This is a genomic window from Acidiferrobacter sp. (assembly GCF_054609335.1).
This window is the reverse complement of the sequence record NZ_JBTRWP010000044.1, coordinates 1-21,804: the sequence shown is the minus strand read 5'-3', so window position 1 is coordinate 21,804 and position 21,804 is coordinate 1. Positions and strand designations below refer to the sequence as shown.

Below are 21,804 nucleotides of genomic sequence, written 5' to 3'. Positions count from 1 at the left end.
TCGTGCTCGCCTCCGGCCTCTTCAACACGCCGGTCAATGTCCCGTGGTGGAACGGACGGGCCCTGCGCCTCGTCGAATAATGGCAACCCTTGTTAGGGCAATTCGGCGCCGTGGAAATTCAGGCTAGCCGGCGATTGAGGCGCTTGTCGGCGAGATCGGCCTGGGCGAACTCCTCACGCACCCATTCCACCGACTGCGTCCCGGCCTCCATAAGGGCTTGTGTCTCTGCGTCCTCGATTCGTGGTTTCTTCGGCATGCCGCCCTGCCCCTTGCCTCGCGCGCTGCGATGGGGGGTAAGGCTAGCAAACCGTTTTGGTTGTGTCCAGCTTTTTCTTCATGCCGAGGACGTGCTGCTGAATTCTGCGAAAAGGGAGCAACTTTGTGTGCAATAGATAGGGGGGATTTCGGGTCATTATACAAGGGCGGCATCGTGCAGGTATCTTTGGCTGCAGGTACTCCTCATCGCTGACCTTGCGCGGCGCCGGGTGACGCGGACACGGTCGTCGAGTGCGGCTCAGTCGTTCATAACCTTCTGGCAGGAACCGTCGGCGTCCAATGCTTGCTGCACGGACATCGACAATGTGACCGCCTGTGGATGCCGCCGCCGCGATGCTAAGGCAGGTACGACGCGGTTACCTCGATCCACTCCGAGCCTGTCAGGAGATGGGAAAGCCCGCGGCAACGATGCGCTGCGCGCGCCACCTACTCTGCTGGCGATGTGGCCTGAAATGGGACTCTGCCCCGTCAAGGTTGGCCTCGGGGTCGGTCTTGGGGGAATGTGTGGTAACAAACATCTCACCAACCCCGGTCCACATATGCCGTACTTTTTAATCGGTTATCCTCACAGGATCATGCCACTGCGGCTTTAAGTGCCATTCGTTTTCCGATCGCGTGATAGAAGGATCGTAGCGCGGCGCAGGTGATTCCGATACGGCCGGGCGCCAGCTGGCGCCCTTTGGCAGATAGAACCGATAGGCCCGAATGTCCTCCGGAGAAGGAATGATCATAACAACGAACCTTTGCGCCGGTCGCTGTTTTTGGGGATGCACGACCATAGACCGGCGCAAAGGACCACACGACAGCGGGGCACGCCTACCAACCAAAGCTCCCGCCGACCGAAGCGGCCGTATTCCCCGCGGTGCCATCGGTCGACACCGAAACCCCGGCCGTCCAGCTGCTGCCAAAACGATGCTGGAGGCTTACGGCCATAGCCCCTTGGCCATCATAGATCGCCGAGGCGAGCGCCACACTGTTGGCCTCGGGATTCATCGCGCCTTGCGCGGCGGCCTCGGCAAGCGAAGAGGTGACCGCCCCGACGGTCGCCGAGTATTGGGTCAACTGCCCCAGATTCACCGCATCGTTTGGTTGGGTACCAGGTGCCACATTGGTGATCTGGCGGCTCAAACCCGTGGCGCTGTTGCCGACACTCACCGAATCGGCACGATTGGCCACCGAGCCATACCCCAAGGCCACACTGCCGGCCCCGTTGGCGGTACTATCGGCACCGATGGCGGTGCTGTTGTTGCCGTTGGCCACGGCGTTGTTGCCGATGGCGGTGGTCGGATCGGCGTTGGCCTGTGCGCCATCGCCGATGGCCACCGAGCCCGCGTAGCTGGCAGTCGCATTGGTGCCTAACGCCACCGTATTCGCGCCATTCGTTTTGGCATTGACGCCGCAGGATAGCCCGCCGTTTATGACCATGCAGGTCCCGGCCTGACCGTTCACCAGCGCGTTTAAGCGGATCGTATTGGCACTGATATTGGCCATATCCGTGGCCTGCTGGGTATCGGTCGCATAGAGCTGACTGCCGTTGACGGCATCGGTGCTGGTCGCGGTCAGGGTATTGGTCGCGACACCCGAGACGGTCCCCGCGTGGGTGATCCCGCCATCGTTGGCATTGATGCTGCCCGTTGAGATACTGCCCGCGGACAGACTGCCGGCAGTGTTCACCGCATTGCTCCCAAAGGACACCGAGTTGGCGGTAGTGTTGGTCACCCCCGCCCCAATGGCGATGGCACCCGAGGCGGTGGCCTGGGCGCCCGTGCCGATGGCGATGCTGTTGCCGCCATTGGCGGTGGTGGGGTTGTTAGTGACACCGGCGCCCGTAACGATCCCCGTCGACGAGCCGATGGCGATATTGCCGTTGGTTTGGGTTCCCGAGGACGTGGTAGCCTGCGCGCCAAGGGCGATGTCGCCGCCGCCAAGGGCGGTGCTGCCGTAGCCACTGGCGGTGCTGGCGGTGCCACTGGCGGTGCTGCCGTAGCCACTGGCGGTGCTCTGGGTGCCAAGGGCGGTGCTGCCGTAGCCACTGGCGGTGCTGCCGGTGCCACTCGCATGGCTGTAGGCGCCACTGGCGGTGCTGCTGGCGCCACTGGCGGTGCTGCCGTAGCCACTGGCGGTGCTGGCGTTGACGGGGCCACCGTTGGTGCTGTTGCCGCCACTCGCGGTGCTGTTGGCGCCGCAAGCAACATTGTCATAGGCATCCTGCGCGCACACCCCATTGGTGGCCCCGGTCCCGCCTCCTCCGGAGACGGCGTAGGCGGTGGGCGCGAGGAGCAAGCTACTTAAGGCGCTGATAAAGAGCAGGGCCCGTCCGCGCGAGCGAACGCCCGCTAGCAGGGCGGGCATTCCATGAGATGCAAAGTCAGAGTACGACATAACATACCTCCCTATGAAGAAGAGTAAAATGGATATCAGGAACGAACATATCTGCCGGCGAGGGGCGCATAGCACCCACTCCCAAGTATCGGGATCTCGGCATATTCGGAATCGTTGATATTGTCTGTAGAGGAGACCCACAAGGCCTCCTCTTACCACCCCACGGTGCCGCTCTGATAGGCGGCATTGACGCGGATTATCTTGGCAAGGGGCCGACTCGTCAATGAGGGTCTTGTCAAATGGTATTTCGATGAATCGGGTTACCCCAACCTTTCGTTCAAATCCTCTGCCCGTAAAGGGTTTGCCCTATCGAATTTCATGGGGATTGACCTTGCCTATACGGATTGATCGGCGAGCAGTCGGGTTTGCCGGCGATCCGAAAGAGCACGGTGTGGATGGTTGGGAATCGACCGTAGCCATTGCCTCGCTCTTGGCGACCTGGAAGAGGCTATTCAAGGCCCGCAGGAAGCCGTTGATGGTGCCTGTCTGGGCCCAGGCGCGCCTTCGTCAAAGGGGGATTGGATCGTACGGGGCGGGCCACGGCCTTCATGGACTCGTTTGGGAGCAGCGGACATTCGGCACCACGGCTTTCCCATCAGGCGCACGACCCGCCGGCTTGCGGCGCGGGATCCCGCCAAGCAGCTCGCGCGACACCCGGATCTAGACCGTGTATTTGGTGGTCATGTCCGCCCTCAAGGCATCGACGTCATTCCGGGCGACGGCGGTGAGCAAGCGGGAATCCTCAAGGGCGTCCCACGCAGGCCATTCAGGGCCGGATCGCGCCTTCGATCGGCGCGACGCGTGGATCGAGGGCCTGTGAGGCGTGGACGATGACTATTGCATGACTGTTACCATTGCAAGGGCATCGTGTATGGCGAAATCCGGTTTGCGCAAGCCTGCCCCCCCCCGACAGCGAACACAGACCACGAAAAAGGATGGCGCGCGTTTTCCGAACAACAATCGCGGGGCCGGTGCGCAGAACCGGATCATGGGATGCGCGTCGCCACGTCTCGGCGGCTGCGACCGCACCCCGGAACGATCCTGTACCCCTGACCTGTCGAGGATCCCAAGAGAGCCTATAGGGGCATCCGGAAGGTTAGCCTGCGACCGCCGCGGCCGTCAGGAACACCGATATTCTCCATGAGGCCCCCGAGACGCAATCCACGGCCGTGCACGTCCCCGGCGAACGAAAGGACGCCGGGCGCGAGCCGGTAGCGGCCGTGCCCGGTCACACGTAGCGGGCCTGTCAGGGTACGAATACGGTAAGACAGGGCCTGGCTTGCGAGCACGAACCGTGCGGTATAGTTCCCGAGCGGATTCACAGGAGCACTCACGAGCGCCGCCTGGTCCCAGGTCAAGGTGCCGCGGCCCAAGGGATGCGGCCCCCATACAAGCGTGCGGGCGTGAAGCGTAAGATCGCCACCAGGACCAAAGTTTTGCGCGGCCGGGATAAGCACGGCAAGCGTACCGGCGGGCGCTGTGATGGCAAGGTCCGAGAATGCCTGGACCTTCCGTCCAAAGGCTATGCGCATGTGTCCGTGCACGGCGCCGGTAAAATGCAGATCGTACCCCGCGCGACCCTCGATGAGGGCGAGCGGCGTAAAGCGAAAACGGACACGGCTCAGAGGATCGGCCCCGGTGTTCGTAGATACGAACAGCGCCAATCGCCCGTCCCAGACCGTGCCATGGATGTCGGCGACGCGCAGAAACGCCGGCAGGCCGCCGATAAGATCCGGCAGGACCACGCGCGCCGGGGCGGTTACCAGCAGAAACACCGCATAGGCCCCGAGCGCCAATAGCCCATAAAGAGCCTTGCGCCTCATCAGTGCGCAGCCAAGATCACTGATCCACTGACAAGCCCAGTCCCGGAAGGCACGAGCTCGACACGCGACACCCCGACGCCACGCGCGCCCAGGTCTGCCAGGAAGCGCACCAAGGCATTGAACGGGACCTTGGCGAATACCGCCTCGGCCTTGTGTGTACCCCGTGGCGACAACTCACCGAGCGTGCCACCGATCGCCGCGTCCTGCGCCTGCTGCTCGATAAGGCTCAATAGTCCCGTGCCTGTAGGCGCACGCCCGACATGCGCGCGCAGCGAACGCACCATGGAGGCCTCCCGGCGCATGACCGCCAGCGCCGCGCGCTGGCGGGGCAACACGTGCTCCCACTGGGCAACGCGCGACGCCAATGGCTGCCAGACGATGGCATAGAACAGCAGCGGTCCTGCCATCAAGGCGCCCAGGAGCATCAGGCGGCGCTCCTTTTCGCTGCGCGCAAGCCATAACAATTGCATACGTGAAACCACCGACATAACGACCCTCATGGGGAGCTCCTTGTGATCGTGACCAGGGCCTGGACGCCACCCTGATGGCTCATGACGTGCGTCACCCGCACCACCAGCCCGGCACGCACGAGATTCTGCTTTAGGGCCGTGAGGGCATCGAAATTGGCAAGACGCACCGCGCAACGGACTTGGCCGTGGCGATACTGAAGGTGCGTGAGATCGCCATGCGCAAGCCCCGCGAGTGCCGGACTCGCGGAGGTCAGCACCGCGAGAAAGCCCTGCGTGGCGCCCCCGGCACGCGCCGCCAGCCGCGCCACCCCCTGACGCATCTGCCGCGCCGGATCAAGCACCGGGACGTTCGGAAAGTTGGCGCTAAAAAGCGATACCATCTGGGCGTGAACGCGCGTCTCCTCGTGCGAGAACTCGACCCAATCGAACACCGTGCGCGCAAACCCCAGCACGAATACCAGAAACAGCGCGATGAGCGCCGGCCGCAACGCGCGTAGCGCCGCAACACCGCTCGCGCCGACCGCACCACCGGTCTCCCCGAGGCGAAAAGGCGGTGTCTCGCCCGCGGCTATAGGTCGTGGATCGGCGATGACGGGGATACCGAGTTCCGTCGCGATCAACGCCCGCAAGGCCTCATCACCCCCGAACAATACGATCGCCTCCGGCGCGGCCTCTGTCTTCCCTGCCTCCTCGAGGGCCTGACGAAGGGCTGCGGGGGCCTGCGTCAGGGGGCTTGCGGCACCAAAGCCGCTGTAAGGTCCGGTGCGTACCGCCCATTGCCCGTCGCCGTAATGACAGGACCAGCTGCGCGGGCGCCATGGGAGCGCCAGAGTCACCGGACAAAAAGTCGCGCTGAGCCGCGCCTCGTCGACCGCCCCGCGCCACACCGCGAGCCGCTCCTTGGCGGTCACCGCCACGAAGATCCCGGCGTCGGTCTCGCGGTGGGAAAATACCAAAGACTCGGGATCGGCCAACAATTGTTCCTCGAGGAGATAGGGCAGGGCCTGCGTCAGGCGCCCGCGCCCGCGTCCCGGCCACTGCGCAACCGTAAGCAGGGTCTCAACGGCTGGGGTCCAGACACGGATCGTCGCACGGCGCGCAGACTCCGGGAGCGCGCTTAGAGGTCCACGCCCCGCCTCGCCATCCGGACCATGCCACTCGACAACCGGATCCTCGGGGAAGGTCGGTGTCAGAAATACGTTCCACGGCGGCACCCCCGGGGCACGCAGCCATGTCTGTGCTTGTTCGCGCCATTTCCCGATCCGTGAGCCCGAACCGGCGGGATTGCTGATGCCGACGCGCATAAGACCCCTTAGGCGTGCGTATGCGTGATCCGACGATGCTCCCATAATGCCTCCTGCCACAAGATAACGGTCCTCTGGCCGCGCACCGCGCGGTATAAGAGCGCCCGTCGGCGCACGACAAGGCCACCGAAACGGGCGGCCACATGCGCCAGAAAATAATTCGTCTGCACGGCCGTCTGATAGGCCGGCTGTACGCCCTGGGGAAGGGCCTGCTGGAATACCGCGGTGCTGGCAAACGGCGTACGCAATGCCTCATCGCCCAGGATCTGCGCCTGCTTTATGGTGAGACCTGGGCACAAAGCCGCCAGCACCAGGGCTGGCGCCGTATTCACATTGATCGGCGTCGCCAGCGGCAAGGCCGTGATATAGGGCCGCAACTTGTGCACGATCTTGGCACTGAAACCCTTCACAAGACGTAACTCGCTGACACCGCTCAAGGGCTGACGACCGGCCCGGTAGGGTGTGCGGCGCCCCAGATACACGGAGTCGAAACCGCCGCCCGGCGAGCCCGGCGGGATCTCCCATGCCACCACTGCCTGCGCCAGCTCGGGGTTTAGGCCGACAAGCTGCAAGAGTCGCGTAAAGACCGCGAGCGCGGTCGGCACCTCCTTGCCCGCCACCACGAGATCATTCAGATTGAAGCGTCCCTCCGGGTCTATGAGCAACGCATGCACCGTCCCCCCGGCCACCGGAAATCGCGGCAGCGGCTGCGCCCAGCGCTCGCTCAAGTCATCGATCTGATCATGACGCCCCTCATCGGTGACCTCCACGGCGGCGAGCCGAAACGCCCCATCCATGGCCGCGTGCGCCTGCGACAACGCACGAACATTGGCGCTTTCCTTGAACCACACCGACTCGCCACGCATGAGGGCGGCGGCGATGGTGGCCGTCAGCGCCACCACCAACAACGCCACGATGAGCGCCAGGCCCTGTTGGCTTTTCATCGGCCGACCGCAAACAGCCAGCGAATGTGCTGCCCGCCCTTCAAAGTAAGGACCACCTTCACTGCCGTCGGATCCGCGGCCGGCTGCCCGGCTAGCGGCCAGCTGCGCACATACAGTCCATTGGACGCCAGCAGCCGCACGCGAAAACTCCGCACACCGCGCATCAAGACCTCCTTGGCCCGGCGCTCGCCGGGCGCGCGATCCAGAACCGCCCAACGCCGCCATATCAACTGCCCATGCATGACCGTGTAATCGACGCGCCGCAGATCGCTTGCCGGACCTGAGCCGAATGGCGGCGTGCCGCCGGTCGTGAAATTGAGCCGCACCCCGCGGCCCATCCGGCGCACTATGAATGCCGGTACCAATGTACCGGCGCCATCGCGCACTGGCCGCCCGCGCGCCTGGGCCAGATCATTGGCCAGCCGGTAATAGGCGAGCCCGCGCGCCTGCCAGCGCACGCGCACGCTCTTCAACTGCGTGCGGATGGCCATCGCGCGGTCCAGACCGGTGTAGGCGATCGCCCCGACGATGGCAAAGATCGCGATCGCCACCAGCATCTCGAGCAAGGTGAATCCGCGGTTGCGCGTCATGGCTTGCGTACAAAGCCGACAAGCCGCATCAGCACCTGCGGCCGCCGCGCACGGCGGACCGTGACGCGCACCCGCCGGATCTCCGGCAAGGGGGTCGTCACCACCTTCGTCACCACCCGAAACCGCCGGCCGTCCTCACGGGCCTTCGTGTGGCGCCGCCCAAGCGGCGGCCAATGAACGATGGCCTCCACGCGCGCCAACCGGTTCTCGGCCACCCACAGCGCCAATGTCCGGTCGCGCAACGCGCCGGTGGTGGTGATCGCACCGGTCAGATTGCGCATGACTGCGGCCAGCGCGATCGCCAGGATGAAAAGCGCGACCAGCACCTCGATCAGAGTGAACCCCTCGCACCTAGCTACGCGCCACGCCTTTGACATGTCCATCATCATTGCCCGACACAAGAAAACGTCCGTGGCGCGTCACGATCTCGCAATGAAACATGCGCCCAAGACCGCTTGGCGTGAACACCACGACGCGCCGCTTCCCGAGACCCTGAATCACCGCGCCCGCCGGCAGGCGTCGCGCCCGGAACAGTGCGCCCTTGACGGCCGTGAAGCGTCCGTGGTCGTTCAGTCTCTGAAAATCATAGCCGTGGGTCGTGAAGTCCACGCGATACGGCCGTCCGGTCACGATCGCTTGGGTGCGCGCCGCCTGGAGGAGCGCCACAAGACGCAGACCCTCATGGCGCGCGGAGACCCCGACATCGCGACTGAGGCGCGGCGCGACCACGCCCAGCATGATGCCGATCAAGGCCAGAATGACGAGGACCTCGAACAGCGTGAATCCGCGATGGCCCGCTAGAGCTGCCATGATCCGATGACATCCTTCATACCGTGACCCTTGCCGTGCGGCCCGTAGCTGAAGACATCCACACGCCCATGAATACCGGGATTCAGATACTGGTAGGGCCGTCCCCAGGGATCGACGGGCAGGTGCGGGAGATAGCCGCCGGTACGCCAGTCGGACGCGGCCGGGCCCGACGTCGGCTTTTGCACCAGCGCCTTCAGGCCTTGCTGCTGGGTCGGGTATTGGCCGTTGTCGAGACGATAGAGCTTCAGGGCGCTCACAATCGAACGAATGTCGTTCTTGGCCGCCACGATACGCGCCTGATTGGGGCGATTCATGATCTTCGGCACGATCACCGCCGCCAGGATCCCTATGATCACCATGACGACCATGACCTCGATGAGGGTAAAACCGTGCGACCGCTGACTCTTAGGCATAAGGTTCACTTGATAAGTTGGTTCATGTCGAATATCGGCAGGAGGATGGCGAGCACAATGAACAGCACCATTCCCCCCATGACCAGGATCAATACTGGCTCGATGAGACTCGTGAGCGCCGTCACAAAGCCCTCCAATTCCCGCGTCTGGGCCTCGGCGGCGCGCGCCAGCATGGTATCCAGGGACCCACTCGCCTCGCCGCTACTCACCAGGTGGATCACAAGCGGCGGGAAGAGCTTGGCCCGCCCGAGCGAGCGACCGAGCGACCCGCCCTCGCGCACCTGGCGCTTGGCCTCCTCGACCGCCATCCGCATCGGCAGATTGGTCACGACGTGCAAGGCCGTGTCGAGCGCCGCCAAAAGCGGAATCCCGGAACTCGTGAGGATCCCAAGTGTGCTCGCAAGCCGCGCCGCATTCAGGCTACGGATGAGCCGCCCCAGCAGTGGCACGCGCAGCAAAAACCTCTGCCAGGCGACGCGCCGCTCCCGCTTACGCAGCAGCCATCGCCCCATGAGCAGGAGCGCAAGCCCGCCGGCCGGCCACAACACGCCCCCCTCCTTGGCGATATGGCTGATGGCAATCAGGGTCCGCGTGGCCCACGGAAGCGGCGCGCCGCTATCGACGAAAACCTGGGCGATCTGCGGTACGACGTACACGAGCAGGCCGCCGACGATGGCTACGGCGACGACGCTGACCAGCGCCGGATAGAGAAATGCCACCCATACCTTCTGCGTCAATGCCTGGCGTTGCTCAGTGTAATCGGCCAACCTCTCCAGGATAACCGGGAGTTTTCCGGACTGTTCGCCGGCCTCCACGAGGTGCCGGAAGAGTGGCGGAAAAGACCCCGGGAAATCACCCAGGGCCTGCGCCAGAGGCTGCCCCTCGCGTACCTTGGTGCGTACCGCCGCAAGGATCTTGCGCGCGCGCGCCGACTCGCTTTGTTCGGTCAGGGCGTGCAGGCCCTCCTCGATCGGCAGGCCGGCCCGCACCAGCGTCGCGAACTGGCGCGTGATGAGCGCAAGCTCCGCGGCCTTGAGACCGCCCTGCCAACGGAACGCCCGCCGTTCGCTCCGCTCCTTGCCGATCGGCGCGATCTTGACGGGTATGAAACCCTTTTCGCGCAGAAGGCCGCGGACACGCCGCTCGGCATCGCCCTCCATGACCCCTTTGACTGCGCGTCCCTCGCTGTCTAGTGCCTCATACTCGAATGCCGCCATAATCAGTCGCGGGAGACCCGCATAACCTCTTCAGTGGTGGTGCGTCCCTCGGCCACGACCCGCAGGCCGTCCTGATGAAGTGTCCGCAAGCCGCGCGAAAGCGCTATCTCGCGCAGCCGCGCCTCGGCCGCCCGGTCATGGATCAGGGCCTTCAAGGAGTCATCGACGGTAAGTAGCTCATAGAGCCCGGTGCGCCCCTGAAATCCGGTCGATCCGCAGGCCGGACAGCTCTTGCCCGTGCTCTGCGCCTGTCCATGACAGCTCCCGCACACGGTGCGCACGAGGCGCTGCGCCAGGACCCCGAGGAGGGTCGAGGCCACGAGGAACGGCTCTATACCCATATCGACCAGGCGCGTGACGGCCCCCACCGCGTCATTGGTGTGCAAGGTCGCAAGCACCAGGTGACCGGTCAGGCTCGCCTGTACAGCGATCTGGGCGGTCTCAAGATCGCGGATCTCGCCGATCATGACGATGTCCGGGTCTTGTCTTAAAATCGAGCGCAACGCCCGCGCGAAGGTCAGGTCGATCTTGGGGTTCACCTGGATCTGGCCCACGCCATCGAGTTCGTATTCGACCGGATCCTCGACGGTCATGATGTTCGATGTGTGTGTATTGAGCTCACCGAGCGCCGAATAGAGCGTGGTCGTCTTGCCCGAACCCGTGGGGCCGGTCACGAGAAAGATCCCATGCGGCTCATTGATGAGCGCGCGCAAGGTGGCAAGCGTATCGTCGGGCATCCCCAGCGCACCCAGGTTCAGGCGCCCCGCCTGCTTATCCAAAAGCCGCATGACCACGCGCTCACCATGCGCAGTGGGAACGGTGGAGACGCGCACATCGATCGGCCGGCCGGCCAGGCGCAAGGTAATGCGGCCATCCTGGGGCAGGCGCTTCTCGGCGATATCGAGCCGCGACATGATCTTGATACGCGATACCAACACCCCATGCGCGGCCTTCTGGGGCTCGATGACGTCGCGCAGTACTCCATCCACCCGAAAGCGCACCAAAGACCGCGTCTCGAACGCCTCGACATGGATATCCGACGCCTGTTCGCGCACCGCCTGCGTGAGCAGCGCGTTGATGAGGCGCACCACGGGGGCATCGCCCTCGCTCTCCAGAAGGTCCTGGGTCTTTGGGAGATGCTGTGCGAGTTCGGCGAGATCAAGCTTGTCGTCGAGATCGCCCATGATCTGCTGGGCCTGCGACATGTCGCGCGCATAACCCGTATTGAGCGCCGCCAGAAACGCCTCTTCGCCTACGGTGTTCAGCTTAAGCGGCCGTCGCAGTACGCGCTCGAGTTCCGCCAGTACCACCCCAGGCACCTGCGCGCGCTGCCAGACCTCGACCTCATCGCCGACAAGCCCCACGCTCATCACGCCATAACGTTTGGCGAAGTGGTAGGGCAGCTTAGCGACCCACTCCTTATCCAGTGGGCGCTCGATCATCTCAACCATGGGCGGCACCTGCGGGCCTTGCTCCCTTGTGCGTGGGGTGCATTCCGGTCCCGGCGCGGCGCTCCTTCAGGGGCGCCAGGTGGGGCTGATGGTAATTTGGCAATATCACCGACCGTGAAAACCGTACCGCGTCCTCCTCAGCCTGCATCATGGCGTAGCGCGAGGCCGTGAACCCTTCGCTCTGCTCGCTGTTGCGTACGATGACAGGCTTCAGGAAAACCATGAGGTTGGTCTTCTTCTTCACGCGCTGGCGGTACCTAAACAAGTTTCCTATCCACGGTATGTCGTCCAACAATGGCACCCCCTGCCAGTTGTTCTCGACTTCGTCACTGATGAGCCCGCCCAGAACTATGGTCTTGCCATTGGCGACGATAACCGTGGTCTCCAGTTCTCTCTTATTCGTGATGAGGTCGACTGCGCCGGAAAGGCTCGGCGCTATGCTCGACACGTTTTCATAGATATGCATCTTGATGTTGTTGCCAGCCGTTATTTGCGGCTTGATCTTTAGAGTAAGGCCCACGTTCTTGCGCTCGACCGTCTGAAATGGATTGACGCCCACTGTACCTACGGTTCCCGCGGTGGAGTAGCTTCCGGTTATGAACGGCACATTCTGGCCGACCATGATCTTCGCTTCGGTATTGTCGAGCGTTAAAAGGTCCGGTGTCGAAAGGACATTCACGCCCGAGACCGATTGCAGGGCGCGCGCAAATGCCGATAGTCCGACGACCGTTTGTCCGCCGGCGAGCTTGACAGTACCGCTTATGAACCCGAGCGCAAGACCCGCGTCATTGGCCAGGTTCGAAGGGCTCGCCGCGGTCGAAACGATTCCTGAGCCCGTCAATGGGAAGTTCGTGACGCCGCCTACGGCGCCGCTCCCGGCCGGAGCCGCACCTGCCCACTGCACGCCGAGCTCGGCAGTGTTATCGACCGTGACCTCGGCGATGAGCGCCTTGACGAATACCTGAGCCCGGCGGATGTCGAGTTTTGCTATCACCGCGCGCAGGCTGTCATACACGGCATTGGGGGCGTTTATGATGAGCGCATTGATCGATGGATCGGCCTGGACGAGCGAGGTCTTGATGGCGCGTGCCGAGACACGGTTGCGGACCTGGGGAGCCCCTGGCGGCTCTCCCGGCAGGGCTACCGGCACCACCGGCCCGCTCTGACGCTGGCTGGCACCCTTGGCTTCCCCCTGTAAAAGACCGCGCAGGATCTTTGCAATCTTGGTGGCCCGGGCGTTTCTGAGATACACCACATGCGTGGTCCCCCCGCTCGCACCGTGCGCATCGAGCCTGCGCACGAGCGCCTCGATGAATCTGAGCTTCTTTACGCTCGCGGTACGCACGAGCAAACTGTTGGTACGCGTATCCGGCACGATGTAGACGGGGCTGTAGTTGCCGCTCGGCATGCCCGCAGCATTGGGTAATTGGGCCTCACCTAGGCGCACAAGGAGGTTGGCAATGTCCACCGCGGACGCATAACGCACCGGAACTATGGCGATAGGCGCACGCATCTCGGTCTCTACCCCATAGACGATACGCAAAAGCCTGCGGATATTATCGGCATCGTCGGTAACGATCAGGGTATTGGTCGGCGCATAGACAGACAGGATTCCCGCACTCGACATCAGGGGCCGCAGAAGAGGCATAAGCTGCGCCGCCTCGCCCTCTTCGATCGGTATGATCTGGGTTACCAATTGATCTCCCCCACGCGGCCAGTAGCCGCTGACCGGCGCCGCCTGACGGGCATTGGCTTCAGGCAGCACCTTGATCACGCCACCCGGGCCCGCAACCGCCGCAAACCCTTGCGCCTTCAAGGCGCTTACAAAGATCTGGTAGGCGGCCTTCACGGATACAGGCGTAGTCGATATGATCGTGACTTTGCCCTGCACCCGCGGATCGACCAGGAAATTTTTGCCGGTAAGCTCGGCGACCGTGCGGATCACGGCACGAATGTTGGCGTTATTGAAGTTAAACAGCATCTCGCCTGGCGGAATCTTGCGAGACGTGCTGACCACCGTCGATCCGGCGCGGGCCATGGCCGGCCCCGTACCGGAACTCAGTACAGGGTGTGACGGAGGCGTGGTCGCAAGCGGGGTACGCGCCCCCACCACGGGAGCCCCCGGGCTCGGACCCGCGTGCTCATTCGCGGCCTGGGCCGGCGATTGCATGAACGCCAGCAACAGCGCTAGAACGATCCCCGCCCATGACCGGCTAACACACGGCCGGCTACATACCCACTCACCCATCGGTACTCCGTCCTTAGAAAGGGTATCCACCACACAAACGGACTCATGGGGCTTGCATCGTGTACTGAAAGACCTTCATGCGTCCGTCGCGCGCCACATCCACTGTGACATCGCCACTTTTGGCGCCAGCGATATAAGCGCCGACCGCCGCGCCCAGGGAATTCACGGGCCGCCCATTCACCTCCTCGATCACATCCCCCTGACGCAGACCGAGACTCGCAAAGGCCGGCGCCGGCGCACCCTTGACCAACACGCCGCCCTCCGGCCCAGGCGCCAGCCACGACTTCAACGTGGCATTCGATACGCTCGCAAACGCTGCCACTACGGATGGCTTCACAGGGACCGTCACGGCGGGCGCCCACCCCGAGGGATGAGGCACAGCGGCCGCCCGGGCGCGCGCCGTCGGCATGGAGGGGGTTACCGATGCCGGTGGCGCCGCAGGCGTCCGGGAATACAGCAAAAGGCTCTCGAGTCGACCGTTTTGCCGCAGAATAGCCCGATCCGCGGTGACGGCCGCCAGAACCACGCCCGGGGCCACGCTGGTCCCGACGAGGTACGGATACACTTTCCCGCTTGCCCCAGCGATCAGAGCCACGCCCGGATGGCCCGCCACCAGCCCCGAAAGGGTCAGCGCGAGATGGCTGATCGGGATCGCCGCCAAGGTCGTTGCTGGCGACTGACCGAATAAATGGCTTTTCAGCAACACCCGCAGCGGTGGCGGCGCTGACTGCGCGCTTATGACAGGCGGCGATGCGGCTCGTACCGGTGACGAAAGCACCCCCCAGGTCCAGTGGGCCAGGACTGCCGCAAGACCGATAATTGCGACGCCATTGACGACCTTCGCCGTGCGCGGCTTGGCGGAAGCGGCGAGAAGCCGCCCACCGAGAGCCTGCCAGGACATTTTGCTCTGCTGCCATTGCTCCGTTTGCATTGGCGCATTATATCCGTCCGCCACGCGCGTCCCATCCTGGTTTTCGAGGTATCCAAAGCGGCCTCATCCGGGCAAACGCATGCTCGATGCGGTCCTCTCGCGTTTACGGGGCCTATCGCGACCGGATAAAAGGCTGTGACCAACCGGCCGATGGCGCGTCAGCTGGCCGTCAAAGCCACGCGTGCGCTGCGAATACCCGGGTGGTTTCGGCCGACAACTCATCCTTGAGTTTGGTTAAACGAACGGAGATATCGGGCGCCACATGCAGTAAATCCTGGGTGAGCGTCCTCGGCTTCTGCAAGGTCATGAGGCTGAACCCGGTCGCGACCCTTCGAAGGCCATGAAACGCCACGGCGCGATATGGCCGGCGACCAAGCCAGGCATTGGACCATAGGGCCGGGGGTGCGGCATTGGCCGTAAGGACAATGCGGTTCGCCCCCGCCATCGTCGCACGCACGAGCTGGCCCTTGTTCCAGTAACTCGAAACCAAGGCCGCGCCAATCAATCCCATAGTTGCGAAGGCCCCGAGTGTCCAGAAAAGCCCGTGACGAGAAGACCAAAGAACGCTGCTTTCCGGTAACGCATGCCCCCCGAGGCATTGCGAAAGCCGTTTCGTTGTTTTCATGTGTCTCTCCTTATGCTCTGCGTGCGAAACCATCCTATAGCACCCTTGAGTCCGCATAAGTCGGACCTAAGTAGGATGGGCACGCCCACCAAAAAAGGTGGTTTGGCATTATGACAGATGAGCTTGCCCCTGTCCAAGAACGAGCGCCAATCAGGGCGCACCGTATACATCCCTACAAATGCGCCGCGGGCGCCTGCCACACGCATTTCCGGGGTTTCCACACACGAATTCGCGAGATTGCAGGAGGTTTCCATCCATTTCTTGGACCCTCGCGGTTTCAGGTCGCGTGATCGGCTCGTTTATTGATCCTGTCGCGCGCGCGTTTTTCTAAAGGATGCAGAGGGCCTTCGCGCACTTGTCGTCGACCTGCGTATTTGGTTTAATGGGCACATCCCCAATGTCCGCCACCGATCGCATGCGTCCTCTTCGGCGCCGCGTATTCATGCGGATTCGCCAGAGAGATCGGGCCTGATCATGACGGCGAGGTAAAGGCGCGCCCATCGATGCGCCGGCGATGATAGACAAGGGGCGCAGGCCACCTGCAAGACAGGTGCTCGTTGCCGCACCGGCACCCCGGGATTATGGACATCCGCGGGCTTTTTGCGATGGCGATGACCGAAGAGCGCGCCGGCACGCGTAACACCGGTGGCGACCCGGATAGCGGCACGTCGATGTGCGTCGCACCGAGTGCCGATACATACCCAACGAACACAAGATGCCGATGGCGTCGGCCGCCGCCTGAGGCGCGTCTGGACGTCTGCAAGCGCGAAACGGCCGCGCGTCGGGGCATTTTGATGGACCGAGTTTGACGGCATGGAGCCTTTTAGCCGCCAGACACAAAATATGATGAAAGGCATAAATGGAGGCCGCAATGACGATAAAAACGACAGGATACGCGACACAATCGGCAACCGCGGAGCTGCAACCCTTCACATTCGAGCGTCGCGACCCACGACCCCAGGACATCGTCCTCGATATTCTGTTCTGTGGCATCTGTCACTCGGATATCCATTCGGCGCGCAACGAATGGGGCTGGACCTCCTATCCGTTTGTTCCTGGACACGAGATCGTCGGGCGGGTCGTTGCGATCGGCAGTGAGGTCAAGGGCTTCCAAGTGGGTGACCTCGCGGGCGTCGGTTGCATGGTAGACAGCTGCCGCACCTGCCCCTCCTGCCAGGCCGGTCTGGAGCAATACTGCGACCATGGCTTTACCGGCACCTATGGTGGCGAGGACAAGATCGGGGGAACGCCGCACGCTGTAACGTTTGGCGGCTATTCCGACACAATCACCGTGGACGAGCGCTTCGTCCTGCACATCCCGGAGAATCTCGATCCGGCGGCGGCCGCCCCGCTTCTGTGTGCGGGAATTACCACATATTCCCCGCTCAAGCACTGGAACGTCGGGGCCGGCCAGCGAGTGGGCATCATCGGTCTCGGCGGGCTCGGTCACATGGGGGTAAAGTTCGCGCACGCCATGGGCGCCCATGTGACGATGATCACAACCTCACCTTCCAAAGGCCAGGATGCGAGGAAGCTCGGCGCCGACGACGTGCTGATCTCCACGCAGGCCGAGGCCATGAAACAGGCGCGGGATCGCTTTGACTTTCTGCTGAACACGATTCCCGTGGGCCACGATGTCGACCCCTATATGGCCCTATTGAAGCGCGACGCGACGATGGTGATCGTAGGTTCCGTGGAACCCCTCAAAAAGGTCGACGGGATTCCCTTGATATTCCGGCGGCGATCTTTGGCGGGATCATTGATCGGCGGTCTGCCGGAGACGCAGGAGATGCTGGATTTCTGTGGCCAGCACAACATCGTGTGCGACATTGAGCGCATCTCGATAAAGGACGTCAATGAGGCCTATGAGCGTACGGTCCGGGGCGATGTCAAATATCGTTTCGTCATCGATATGGGGACCCTCGGGTCCTGATAGAGGCTGCCATGGCTTTGATACGCGCCGGATCCGCGCCGTCTCAAAGAGGCCCTGCGGAGCGGTTGACCGGGACCGTGCGCAGAGACCCCATGCGCTCCGGACGGGCCTTGGCGGATGGGTGCGGCAGGCATCCCATTCGCGCCCGGGGCGTGACCGCATTGATGCACGCATCCATGTGGACAACGGCCGACGACGACCGCGGGCCGCGAGCGGGCGCCATGCTGACGCGAAGCGAACGTGGGAATCCGAACGGGAGGCGTCATGCGGTGCCCTTCGGGCCACACGCATCGGCACGGCGCCCTAGCGACACGACCATGACCCCTATCGCCCTTCAGGAGGCCCTGGGCGATCGGATGGTCGATTGGCGGGAGGGGCCGCAGGGTCCCGGACGCTCAATACCTGGCCCAGGAAGCCACGAGGGAACACTATTGGCCCGCCTGGAACCCTCGGAGGTCGTATCGGCGTCAGGCATCTAGCCGGGAATCACCGCCACGCCCACGGGGGGCCCATGCGCAGGCGTCTGGCGCTTTTTGGTCGGTACGCCAAGATGGGAGGATCACGATATCGCGGCCGCGCGCCGCCCACAGCGCCCACAAACCCTGTCTTGCATGAAGACCATGCGTACACCGCCCGACACGGGAAAGCTCGCGAATCTAGTGTGTGCCGACTTTGTCCCTGCGATCACGAAACACCCCTCCCCCCTGGCCTTGCGCGGGATTCACACGCGAAAAGAGTTCCAGGATGTGCGCCGTCCAATGGCGGATATCGAGGCGCGTCACCTGCTCAAACATACGCTCCATGCGCGCCCGCCGTTCCGCGCGCGGCATATCAATCGCCTCATCGATGGCCCGATCCATGGAATTGCGGCTGTAGGGATTCGCCAGAACCGCGCCCCGCAGCTCGATTGCGACCCCCGCGAATTCCGAGAGCACAAGCACCCCGTCACTCCCCTCATTGGCAGCCGCGAACTCCTTCGCCACCAGATTCAGGCCATCACGCAACGGCGTCACCCAGCAGATGTCCGCCGCACGATAGCAACACAAGACCTCCTCAAAGGGCATCGGATTGGTGGATAGCATGATAGGCAGCCACGTCAGCGTCCCGTAATGGCCATTGATGCGCCCCACAGTCTGTTCAATCTGCTGCTGCGCATTGCGATAGACACGCATACCGTCGGCCGGCGCCACCGTCGTCAGGATCAACTTCACGCGCCCGCGCAACTCCGGGCGCCGCCCCAGCAAGCGATCGAAGGTCTCGAGCATCTGATGCACGCCCTTCGTATAGTCCACGCGGTTTATCGAAACGATCAGGATATCCTCCTTGATCTCCTCGCGGATCGCCCGTGCCCGTGCCTGCCCGCGTTCGCTTTCGACGATCGTGCGTATGAGCTCGGGATGGGTCCCGATGGGGGTCGCATCGATATGCGTGACATGACCCTGAACCGTCACGGAGCGCGGCGCGGTGTCCTCTGTCAAGGCCGTGCCGACATTCTGCCATTCGGGAGGCACCGGACCATCTTCCATGATCGCCGCCGGACGCAAGGCCTTGACGAGCGCCCCGAAATTGCGCGCATAGCGCGCCACATGAAAGCTCACGAGATCACAGGCGAGCAGGCTCTCCAGAATCTCCTCGCGCCATGGAAGAATGCAAAAGATATCGGGCGCCGGAAAGGGCGTGTGATGAAAGAACGCCAACGTGACATCCGGGCGTCGATCGCGCACGAATTTCGGAACGAGCCACAGGTTGTAATCATGTACCCATACAACCGCGCCGGGCGCCGCCTCCGCGCATGCCGCCTCCGCGAAGCGCTCATTGACATCGCGGAACGTGGCCCAATCGGTATGTTCGGTGCTAAAGGCGTACGGAAGGCTGTGGATCACCGGCCACAACGCCTCTTTCGATGTGATATGGTAAAATTGGCGAACTTGATTACCATCGAGCGGCAGGCGCGCGACCTCGTAACTCCCGTAGCTGTCCTCCACGGTAATGCGCGGCTCAAATGCCCCTTTCTTGCCAGCCGGGGCCTTTTTCCAGGCAACCCAGGTGGCGCGCTCGACGTTTCCAAAAAACCCCTTAAGCGCAGGCACGATGCCATTGGGACTCTTGTTCTCCACGAGCACCGTGCGGCCATCGACAACCTTCTCCTCGTAAGGCTGGCGATGGTAGACTATGACGAGCGGTGTTCCCATAAACTCCCCCTTTCGTGGAATACCCTGAGCGCTTCTAGTACCCCGGCCGCACCGGGCTTGGTGCTCAGATGCACATTGGGCCACGCGCGGACGGCGCGCACGAGCCCCGCCTCGCTGTTGCCGACGGCAACGCCGGCAAGCCCGGTCTCGAACAACGACAAATCGTTCAGTGTATCTCCGGCAACCAGCGTGCGCTCGTGCGCGATCCCCAGGGCGGTGAGTGTCCTTAAAAGCGTCGGGCCCTTACGTACTCCGGACGGAAGAACATCGAAATAGCGCCCATCCGAGAGCAGGGCCTCGAACCCGATCTGCTCCACGTCCGCCTGCGCGGCAATCGCCTCGCCGTGATCGCGGTAGTAACGTGAGACCCGCCGCCCTTCCACGACCGGCTGCGCGGTAAGCCCGGGATAGCGCGCAAGTACCTTCGCGATACGCGCGGGCGCATCCTTGGGCCAGCGCGCATCAAGCCACGACTCGATGTCGGCCAGCGGGCGCCAGTCAGGACCGGCGGCGACACTCGTACCGACATTCGCGATCACATGATCCGGACGCACCGGCAAGCGATCCGCCAGTTCCCGCATGAACCCCAAGCCCCGCCCACTGACGAAGATCACCATAAGTTCGTCGCGGCGCTCGGCGATCCACCGATAAAGCGCACCGCGCGCGGCCCGATCCCCTCCGAGGAAGGTGCCGTCGAGATCGGTGGCAAGCACCGTCGGTTTACGACCCTCGGCCACCGCCACCCTCAATCCACGCCCAACAGGCGTTCGAGCGCCTGCTCCGGGGATATCTCGTGCGCCCATAGCGCGCGGATCACGGGCGGCAGACGCAGGTCGATGTCCGCATCCTGCTCAAGCATACGCACGGCCTCGGCGGTGTTGATACCTTCAACCACCCCGGCCGGGGGTTCATCGCCACGCGCCAATGCCACACCCAGACGGAAATTGCGCGACTGGGTGCTGGCGCACGTGAGAAACACATCACCCGCCCCGCAGCTGCCAAGCAAAGTCTCTGCGCGGCCGCCGAGCGCCACGGCCAACTTGCGCATATCCTCGAAGCCGCGCGTGATGATCGCCGCGCGCGCGTTCTCGCCAAACCCCCGGCCAGCCGCCATACCACAGGCGATCGCGATGACATTTTTCAGGGCCCCGCCCACCTGCGCCCCCACGACATCGTCGGTGATCGCCACCGAGATCCCGCCGCTCGCAAGACGCGCCTTGAAGGTCTCGGCAAACTCGCGCGCCCCTCGGCCGACGGTCTTTTGGCCAGAGAGCGCCGCCAGGGCGAGCGTCAACACGGTCGGCTCCCCCCGCGTGACCTCGGCGGCGAAGCCGGGACCTGTCAGCACCCCGACGAGACGCCCGGCGAACACGGCCTCCGCAACCTCCGTCATAAACGCGCCACTGCCTAGCTCGAGCCCCTTGCTCGCAAAAAGCACAGGGACATCGGCCGGCAAAAGCGGTCCGACGCGTCGCGCTATCACGCGTAAGGCGCTGCTTGGAACCGCCATCACCACCACTTCGGCGCCGCGGAGTGCGCACGCAAGGTCCGTGGTAGCCGTAAGCCCATCCGGTAACTGAACATCGGACAGGTAGGCGGAATTACGGCGCCGATCGCGGATCGAGGCCACGACACGCGCCTGACGCGTCCAAAGATTCACACGGTAGCCACCACGCGAAAACGCAGTCGCAAGCGCCGTACCCCAGGCCCCGGCACCGACCACGGCCGCCACGGGCGGATACGCGCCATTCCCGATCCTTCTATCACGCGATGAGGGTAAGCGTTCGATTTTCATAGGGCCCCGGTTTGCCTTCAACCGCAATGTGGCGCTCTTTCCGGGACGCAGGAATACCCTTGACGATCAGGACGACGCACGGCCATCGAAGATCCGAACGTCATTAATTCGAGAGAACCCAGGATACCCCTAAAAACACCCACAAAAGCGATCGCCTCTTGCACAGTAAAGAGGAAATGAAGGAGGCGCGCAGACTGACTCGAGTTCAGGTACGCGGATGAACCCTACAATACCACAACGAGTTCATCCCGAATAGACACATCGGAGACTGGTCAGCAATTCTAAATGTAGAAACGATTATCACTTCTTGCCGGCTTACGCTGGGGGCCTATTGAAGGTTTTTGGAGTTTTTCGCGCGCGTCGGCTACGAGGGGATAGAGGAAGACGCATTTGGGGCTTA

General features: G+C 63.3%; 19 protein-coding genes. 1 reads left to right on the top strand and 18 read right to left on the bottom strand.

Annotation, left to right across the window (positions count from 1 at the left end):
- Window positions 1-118: 118 nt before the first annotated feature.
- The 15 genes from ACYCTF_RS11175 to ACYCTF_RS11105 form a co-directional block, all read right to left on the bottom strand.
- Window positions 119-256 carry a transposase DNA-binding-containing protein gene (locus tag ACYCTF_RS11175; RefSeq protein ID WP_461284890.1) on the bottom strand — a complete coding sequence of 46 codons (138 nt, stop codon included), beginning with the start codon at window positions 254-256 and terminating at the stop codon, window positions 119-121.
- Between the two features lie 836 nt (window positions 257-1,092).
- Window positions 1,093-2,658, bottom strand: a complete 1,566-nt coding sequence (locus ACYCTF_RS11170) for a YadA family autotransporter adhesin (protein WP_461284889.1) — start codon at window positions 2,656-2,658, stop codon at window positions 1,093-1,095.
- Between the two features lie 1,076 nt (window positions 2,659-3,734).
- Window positions 3,735-4,481: a type II secretion system protein N gene (gene gspN / locus ACYCTF_RS11165; protein ID WP_461284888.1), complete on the bottom strand. Its 747-nt coding sequence runs from the start codon at window positions 4,479-4,481 to the stop codon at window positions 3,735-3,737.
- Window positions 4,481-4,981, bottom strand: coding sequence for a type II secretion system protein GspM (gene gspM / locus ACYCTF_RS11160; RefSeq protein ID WP_461284887.1), 501 nt, complete (start codon window positions 4,979-4,981; stop codon window positions 4,481-4,483). The genes gspN and gspM overlap by 1 nt, the downstream gene beginning before the upstream one ends.
- A complete protein-coding gene (gene gspL / locus ACYCTF_RS11155) occupies window positions 4,978-6,300 on the bottom strand; it encodes a type II secretion system protein GspL (RefSeq protein ID WP_461284886.1) in 1,323 nt (440 codons plus the stop codon). The genes gspM and gspL overlap by 4 nt, the downstream gene beginning before the upstream one ends.
- On the bottom strand, window positions 6,264-7,199 hold the full coding sequence (gene gspK, locus ACYCTF_RS11150; RefSeq protein WP_461284885.1) for a type II secretion system minor pseudopilin GspK: 936 nt from the start codon (window positions 7,197-7,199) through the stop codon (window positions 6,264-6,266). The genes gspL and gspK overlap by 37 nt, the downstream gene beginning before the upstream one ends.
- A complete protein-coding gene (gene gspJ, locus ACYCTF_RS11145) occupies window positions 7,196-7,789 on the bottom strand; it encodes a type II secretion system minor pseudopilin GspJ (RefSeq protein ID WP_461284884.1) in 594 nt (197 codons plus the stop codon). Before gspJ ends, gspK begins: the two co-directional genes overlap by 4 nt.
- Window positions 7,786-8,166 (bottom strand): type II secretion system minor pseudopilin GspI, encoded by a 381-nt coding sequence (gene gspI / locus ACYCTF_RS11140; RefSeq protein WP_461284883.1) that lies wholly within the window; start codon window positions 8,164-8,166, stop codon window positions 7,786-7,788. Before gspI ends, gspJ begins: the two co-directional genes overlap by 4 nt.
- On the bottom strand, window positions 8,141-8,599 hold the full coding sequence (locus ACYCTF_RS11135; RefSeq protein WP_461284882.1) for a GspH/FimT family pseudopilin: 459 nt from the start codon (window positions 8,597-8,599) through the stop codon (window positions 8,141-8,143). Before ACYCTF_RS11135 ends, gspI begins: the two co-directional genes overlap by 26 nt.
- Window positions 8,587-9,012: a type II secretion system major pseudopilin GspG gene (gene gspG, locus ACYCTF_RS11130; RefSeq protein ID WP_461284881.1), complete on the bottom strand. Its 426-nt coding sequence runs from the start codon at window positions 9,010-9,012 to the stop codon at window positions 8,587-8,589. The genes ACYCTF_RS11135 and gspG overlap by 13 nt, the downstream gene beginning before the upstream one ends.
- 5 nt (window positions 9,013-9,017) lie before the next feature.
- The gene (gspF, locus tag ACYCTF_RS11125) at window positions 9,018-10,229 is read right to left on the bottom strand and encodes a type II secretion system inner membrane protein GspF (RefSeq protein ID WP_461284880.1); all 1,212 of its coding nucleotides are present in this window, start codon (window positions 10,227-10,229) and stop codon (window positions 9,018-9,020) included.
- Window positions 10,230-10,231: 2 nt separating this feature from the next.
- Window positions 10,232-11,680 (bottom strand): type II secretion system ATPase GspE, encoded by a 1,449-nt coding sequence (gene gspE, locus ACYCTF_RS11120; protein WP_461284879.1) that lies wholly within the window; start codon window positions 11,678-11,680, stop codon window positions 10,232-10,234.
- Window positions 11,673-13,850 carry a type II secretion system secretin GspD gene (gene gspD / locus ACYCTF_RS11115; protein WP_461284878.1) on the bottom strand — a complete coding sequence of 726 codons (2,178 nt, stop codon included), beginning with the start codon at window positions 13,848-13,850 and terminating at the stop codon, window positions 11,673-11,675. The genes gspE and gspD overlap by 8 nt, the downstream gene beginning before the upstream one ends.
- A 121-nt stretch (window positions 13,851-13,971) precedes the next feature.
- Window positions 13,972-14,829, bottom strand: coding sequence for a type II secretion system protein N (locus ACYCTF_RS11110; RefSeq protein ID WP_461284877.1), 858 nt, complete (start codon window positions 14,827-14,829; stop codon window positions 13,972-13,974).
- Window positions 14,830-15,028: 199 nt separating this feature from the next.
- On the bottom strand, window positions 15,029-15,484 hold the full coding sequence (locus ACYCTF_RS11105; RefSeq protein ID WP_461284876.1) for a hypothetical protein: 456 nt from the start codon (window positions 15,482-15,484) through the stop codon (window positions 15,029-15,031).
- A gap of 871 nt (window positions 15,485-16,355) precedes the next feature.
- Here ACYCTF_RS11105 and ACYCTF_RS11100 point away from each other — a divergent pair.
- A complete protein-coding gene (locus ACYCTF_RS11100) occupies window positions 16,356-17,417 on the top strand; it encodes an NAD(P)-dependent alcohol dehydrogenase (RefSeq protein WP_461284875.1) in 1,062 nt (353 codons plus the stop codon).
- 656 nt (window positions 17,418-18,073) lie between these two features.
- On the opposite strand, the gene ggpS is transcribed toward ACYCTF_RS11100, so the two are convergent.
- From ggpS to ACYCTF_RS11085, 3 genes are read right to left on the bottom strand one after another with little or no spacing between them, the layout of a single operon-like run.
- Complete coding sequence (gene ggpS / locus ACYCTF_RS11095) at window positions 18,074-19,609, bottom strand: glucosylglycerol-phosphate synthase (RefSeq protein ID WP_065971541.1); 1,536 nt, start codon at window positions 19,607-19,609, stop codon at window positions 18,074-18,076.
- Window positions 19,588-20,352 carry an HAD family hydrolase gene (locus tag ACYCTF_RS11090; protein ID WP_461284874.1) on the bottom strand — a complete coding sequence of 255 codons (765 nt, stop codon included), beginning with the start codon at window positions 20,350-20,352 and terminating at the stop codon, window positions 19,588-19,590. The genes ggpS and ACYCTF_RS11090 overlap by 22 nt, the downstream gene beginning before the upstream one ends.
- Window positions 20,353-20,354: 2 nt before the next feature.
- On the bottom strand, window positions 20,355-21,404 hold the full coding sequence (locus ACYCTF_RS11085; protein WP_461284873.1) for an NAD(P)H-dependent glycerol-3-phosphate dehydrogenase: 1,050 nt from the start codon (window positions 21,402-21,404) through the stop codon (window positions 20,355-20,357).
- Window positions 21,405-21,804: the final 400 nt, after the last annotated feature.

Coding starts and splice junctions, on each gene's coding strand:
- ACYCTF_RS11170 (WP_461284889.1), bottom strand. CDS start 2,658: ATGTCGTACTCTGACTTTGCATCTCATGGAATGCCCGCCCTGCTAGCG.
- gspK (WP_461284885.1), bottom strand. CDS start 7,199: ATGAAAAGCCAACAGGGCCTGGCGCTCATCGTGGCGTTGTTGGTGGTG.
- ACYCTF_RS11110 (WP_461284877.1), bottom strand. CDS start 14,829: ATGTCCTGGCAGGCTCTCGGTGGGCGGCTTCTCGCCGCTTCCGCCAAG.
- ACYCTF_RS11175 (WP_461284890.1), bottom strand. CDS start 256: ATGCCGAAGAAACCACGAATCGAGGACGCAGAGACACAAGCCCTTATG.
- ACYCTF_RS11085 (WP_461284873.1), bottom strand. CDS start 21,404: ATGAAAATCGAACGCTTACCCTCATCGCGTGATAGAAGGATCGGGAAT.
- ACYCTF_RS11135 (WP_461284882.1), bottom strand. CDS start 8,599: ATGGCAGCTCTAGCGGGCCATCGCGGATTCACGCTGTTCGAGGTCCTC.
- ACYCTF_RS11105 (WP_461284876.1), bottom strand. CDS start 15,484: ATGAAAACAACGAAACGGCTTTCGCAATGCCTCGGGGGGCATGCGTTA.
- gspM (WP_461284887.1), bottom strand. CDS start 4,981: ATGAGGGTCGTTATGTCGGTGGTTTCACGTATGCAATTGTTATGGCTT.
- gspL (WP_461284886.1), bottom strand. CDS start 6,300: ATGGGAGCATCGTCGGATCACGCATACGCACGCCTAAGGGGTCTTATG.
- gspG (WP_461284881.1), bottom strand. CDS start 9,012: ATGCCTAAGAGTCAGCGGTCGCACGGTTTTACCCTCATCGAGGTCATG.
- gspE (WP_461284879.1), bottom strand. CDS start 11,680: ATGGTTGAGATGATCGAGCGCCCACTGGATAAGGAGTGGGTCGCTAAG.
- gspI (WP_461284883.1), bottom strand. CDS start 8,166: ATGTCAAAGGCGTGGCGCGTAGCTAGGTGCGAGGGGTTCACTCTGATC.
- gspN (WP_461284888.1), bottom strand. CDS start 4,481: ATGAGGCGCAAGGCTCTTTATGGGCTATTGGCGCTCGGGGCCTATGCG.
- gspJ (WP_461284884.1), bottom strand. CDS start 7,789: ATGACGCGCAACCGCGGATTCACCTTGCTCGAGATGCTGGTGGCGATC.
- gspD (WP_461284878.1), bottom strand. CDS start 13,850: ATGCAATCGCCGGCCCAGGCCGCGAATGAGCACGCGGGTCCGAGCCCG.
- ggpS (WP_065971541.1), bottom strand. CDS start 19,609: ATGGGAACACCGCTCGTCATAGTCTACCATCGCCAGCCTTACGAGGAG.
- gspF (WP_461284880.1), bottom strand. CDS start 10,229: ATGGCGGCATTCGAGTATGAGGCACTAGACAGCGAGGGACGCGCAGTC.
- ACYCTF_RS11100 (WP_461284875.1), top strand. CDS start 16,356: ATGACGATAAAAACGACAGGATACGCGACACAATCGGCAACCGCGGAG.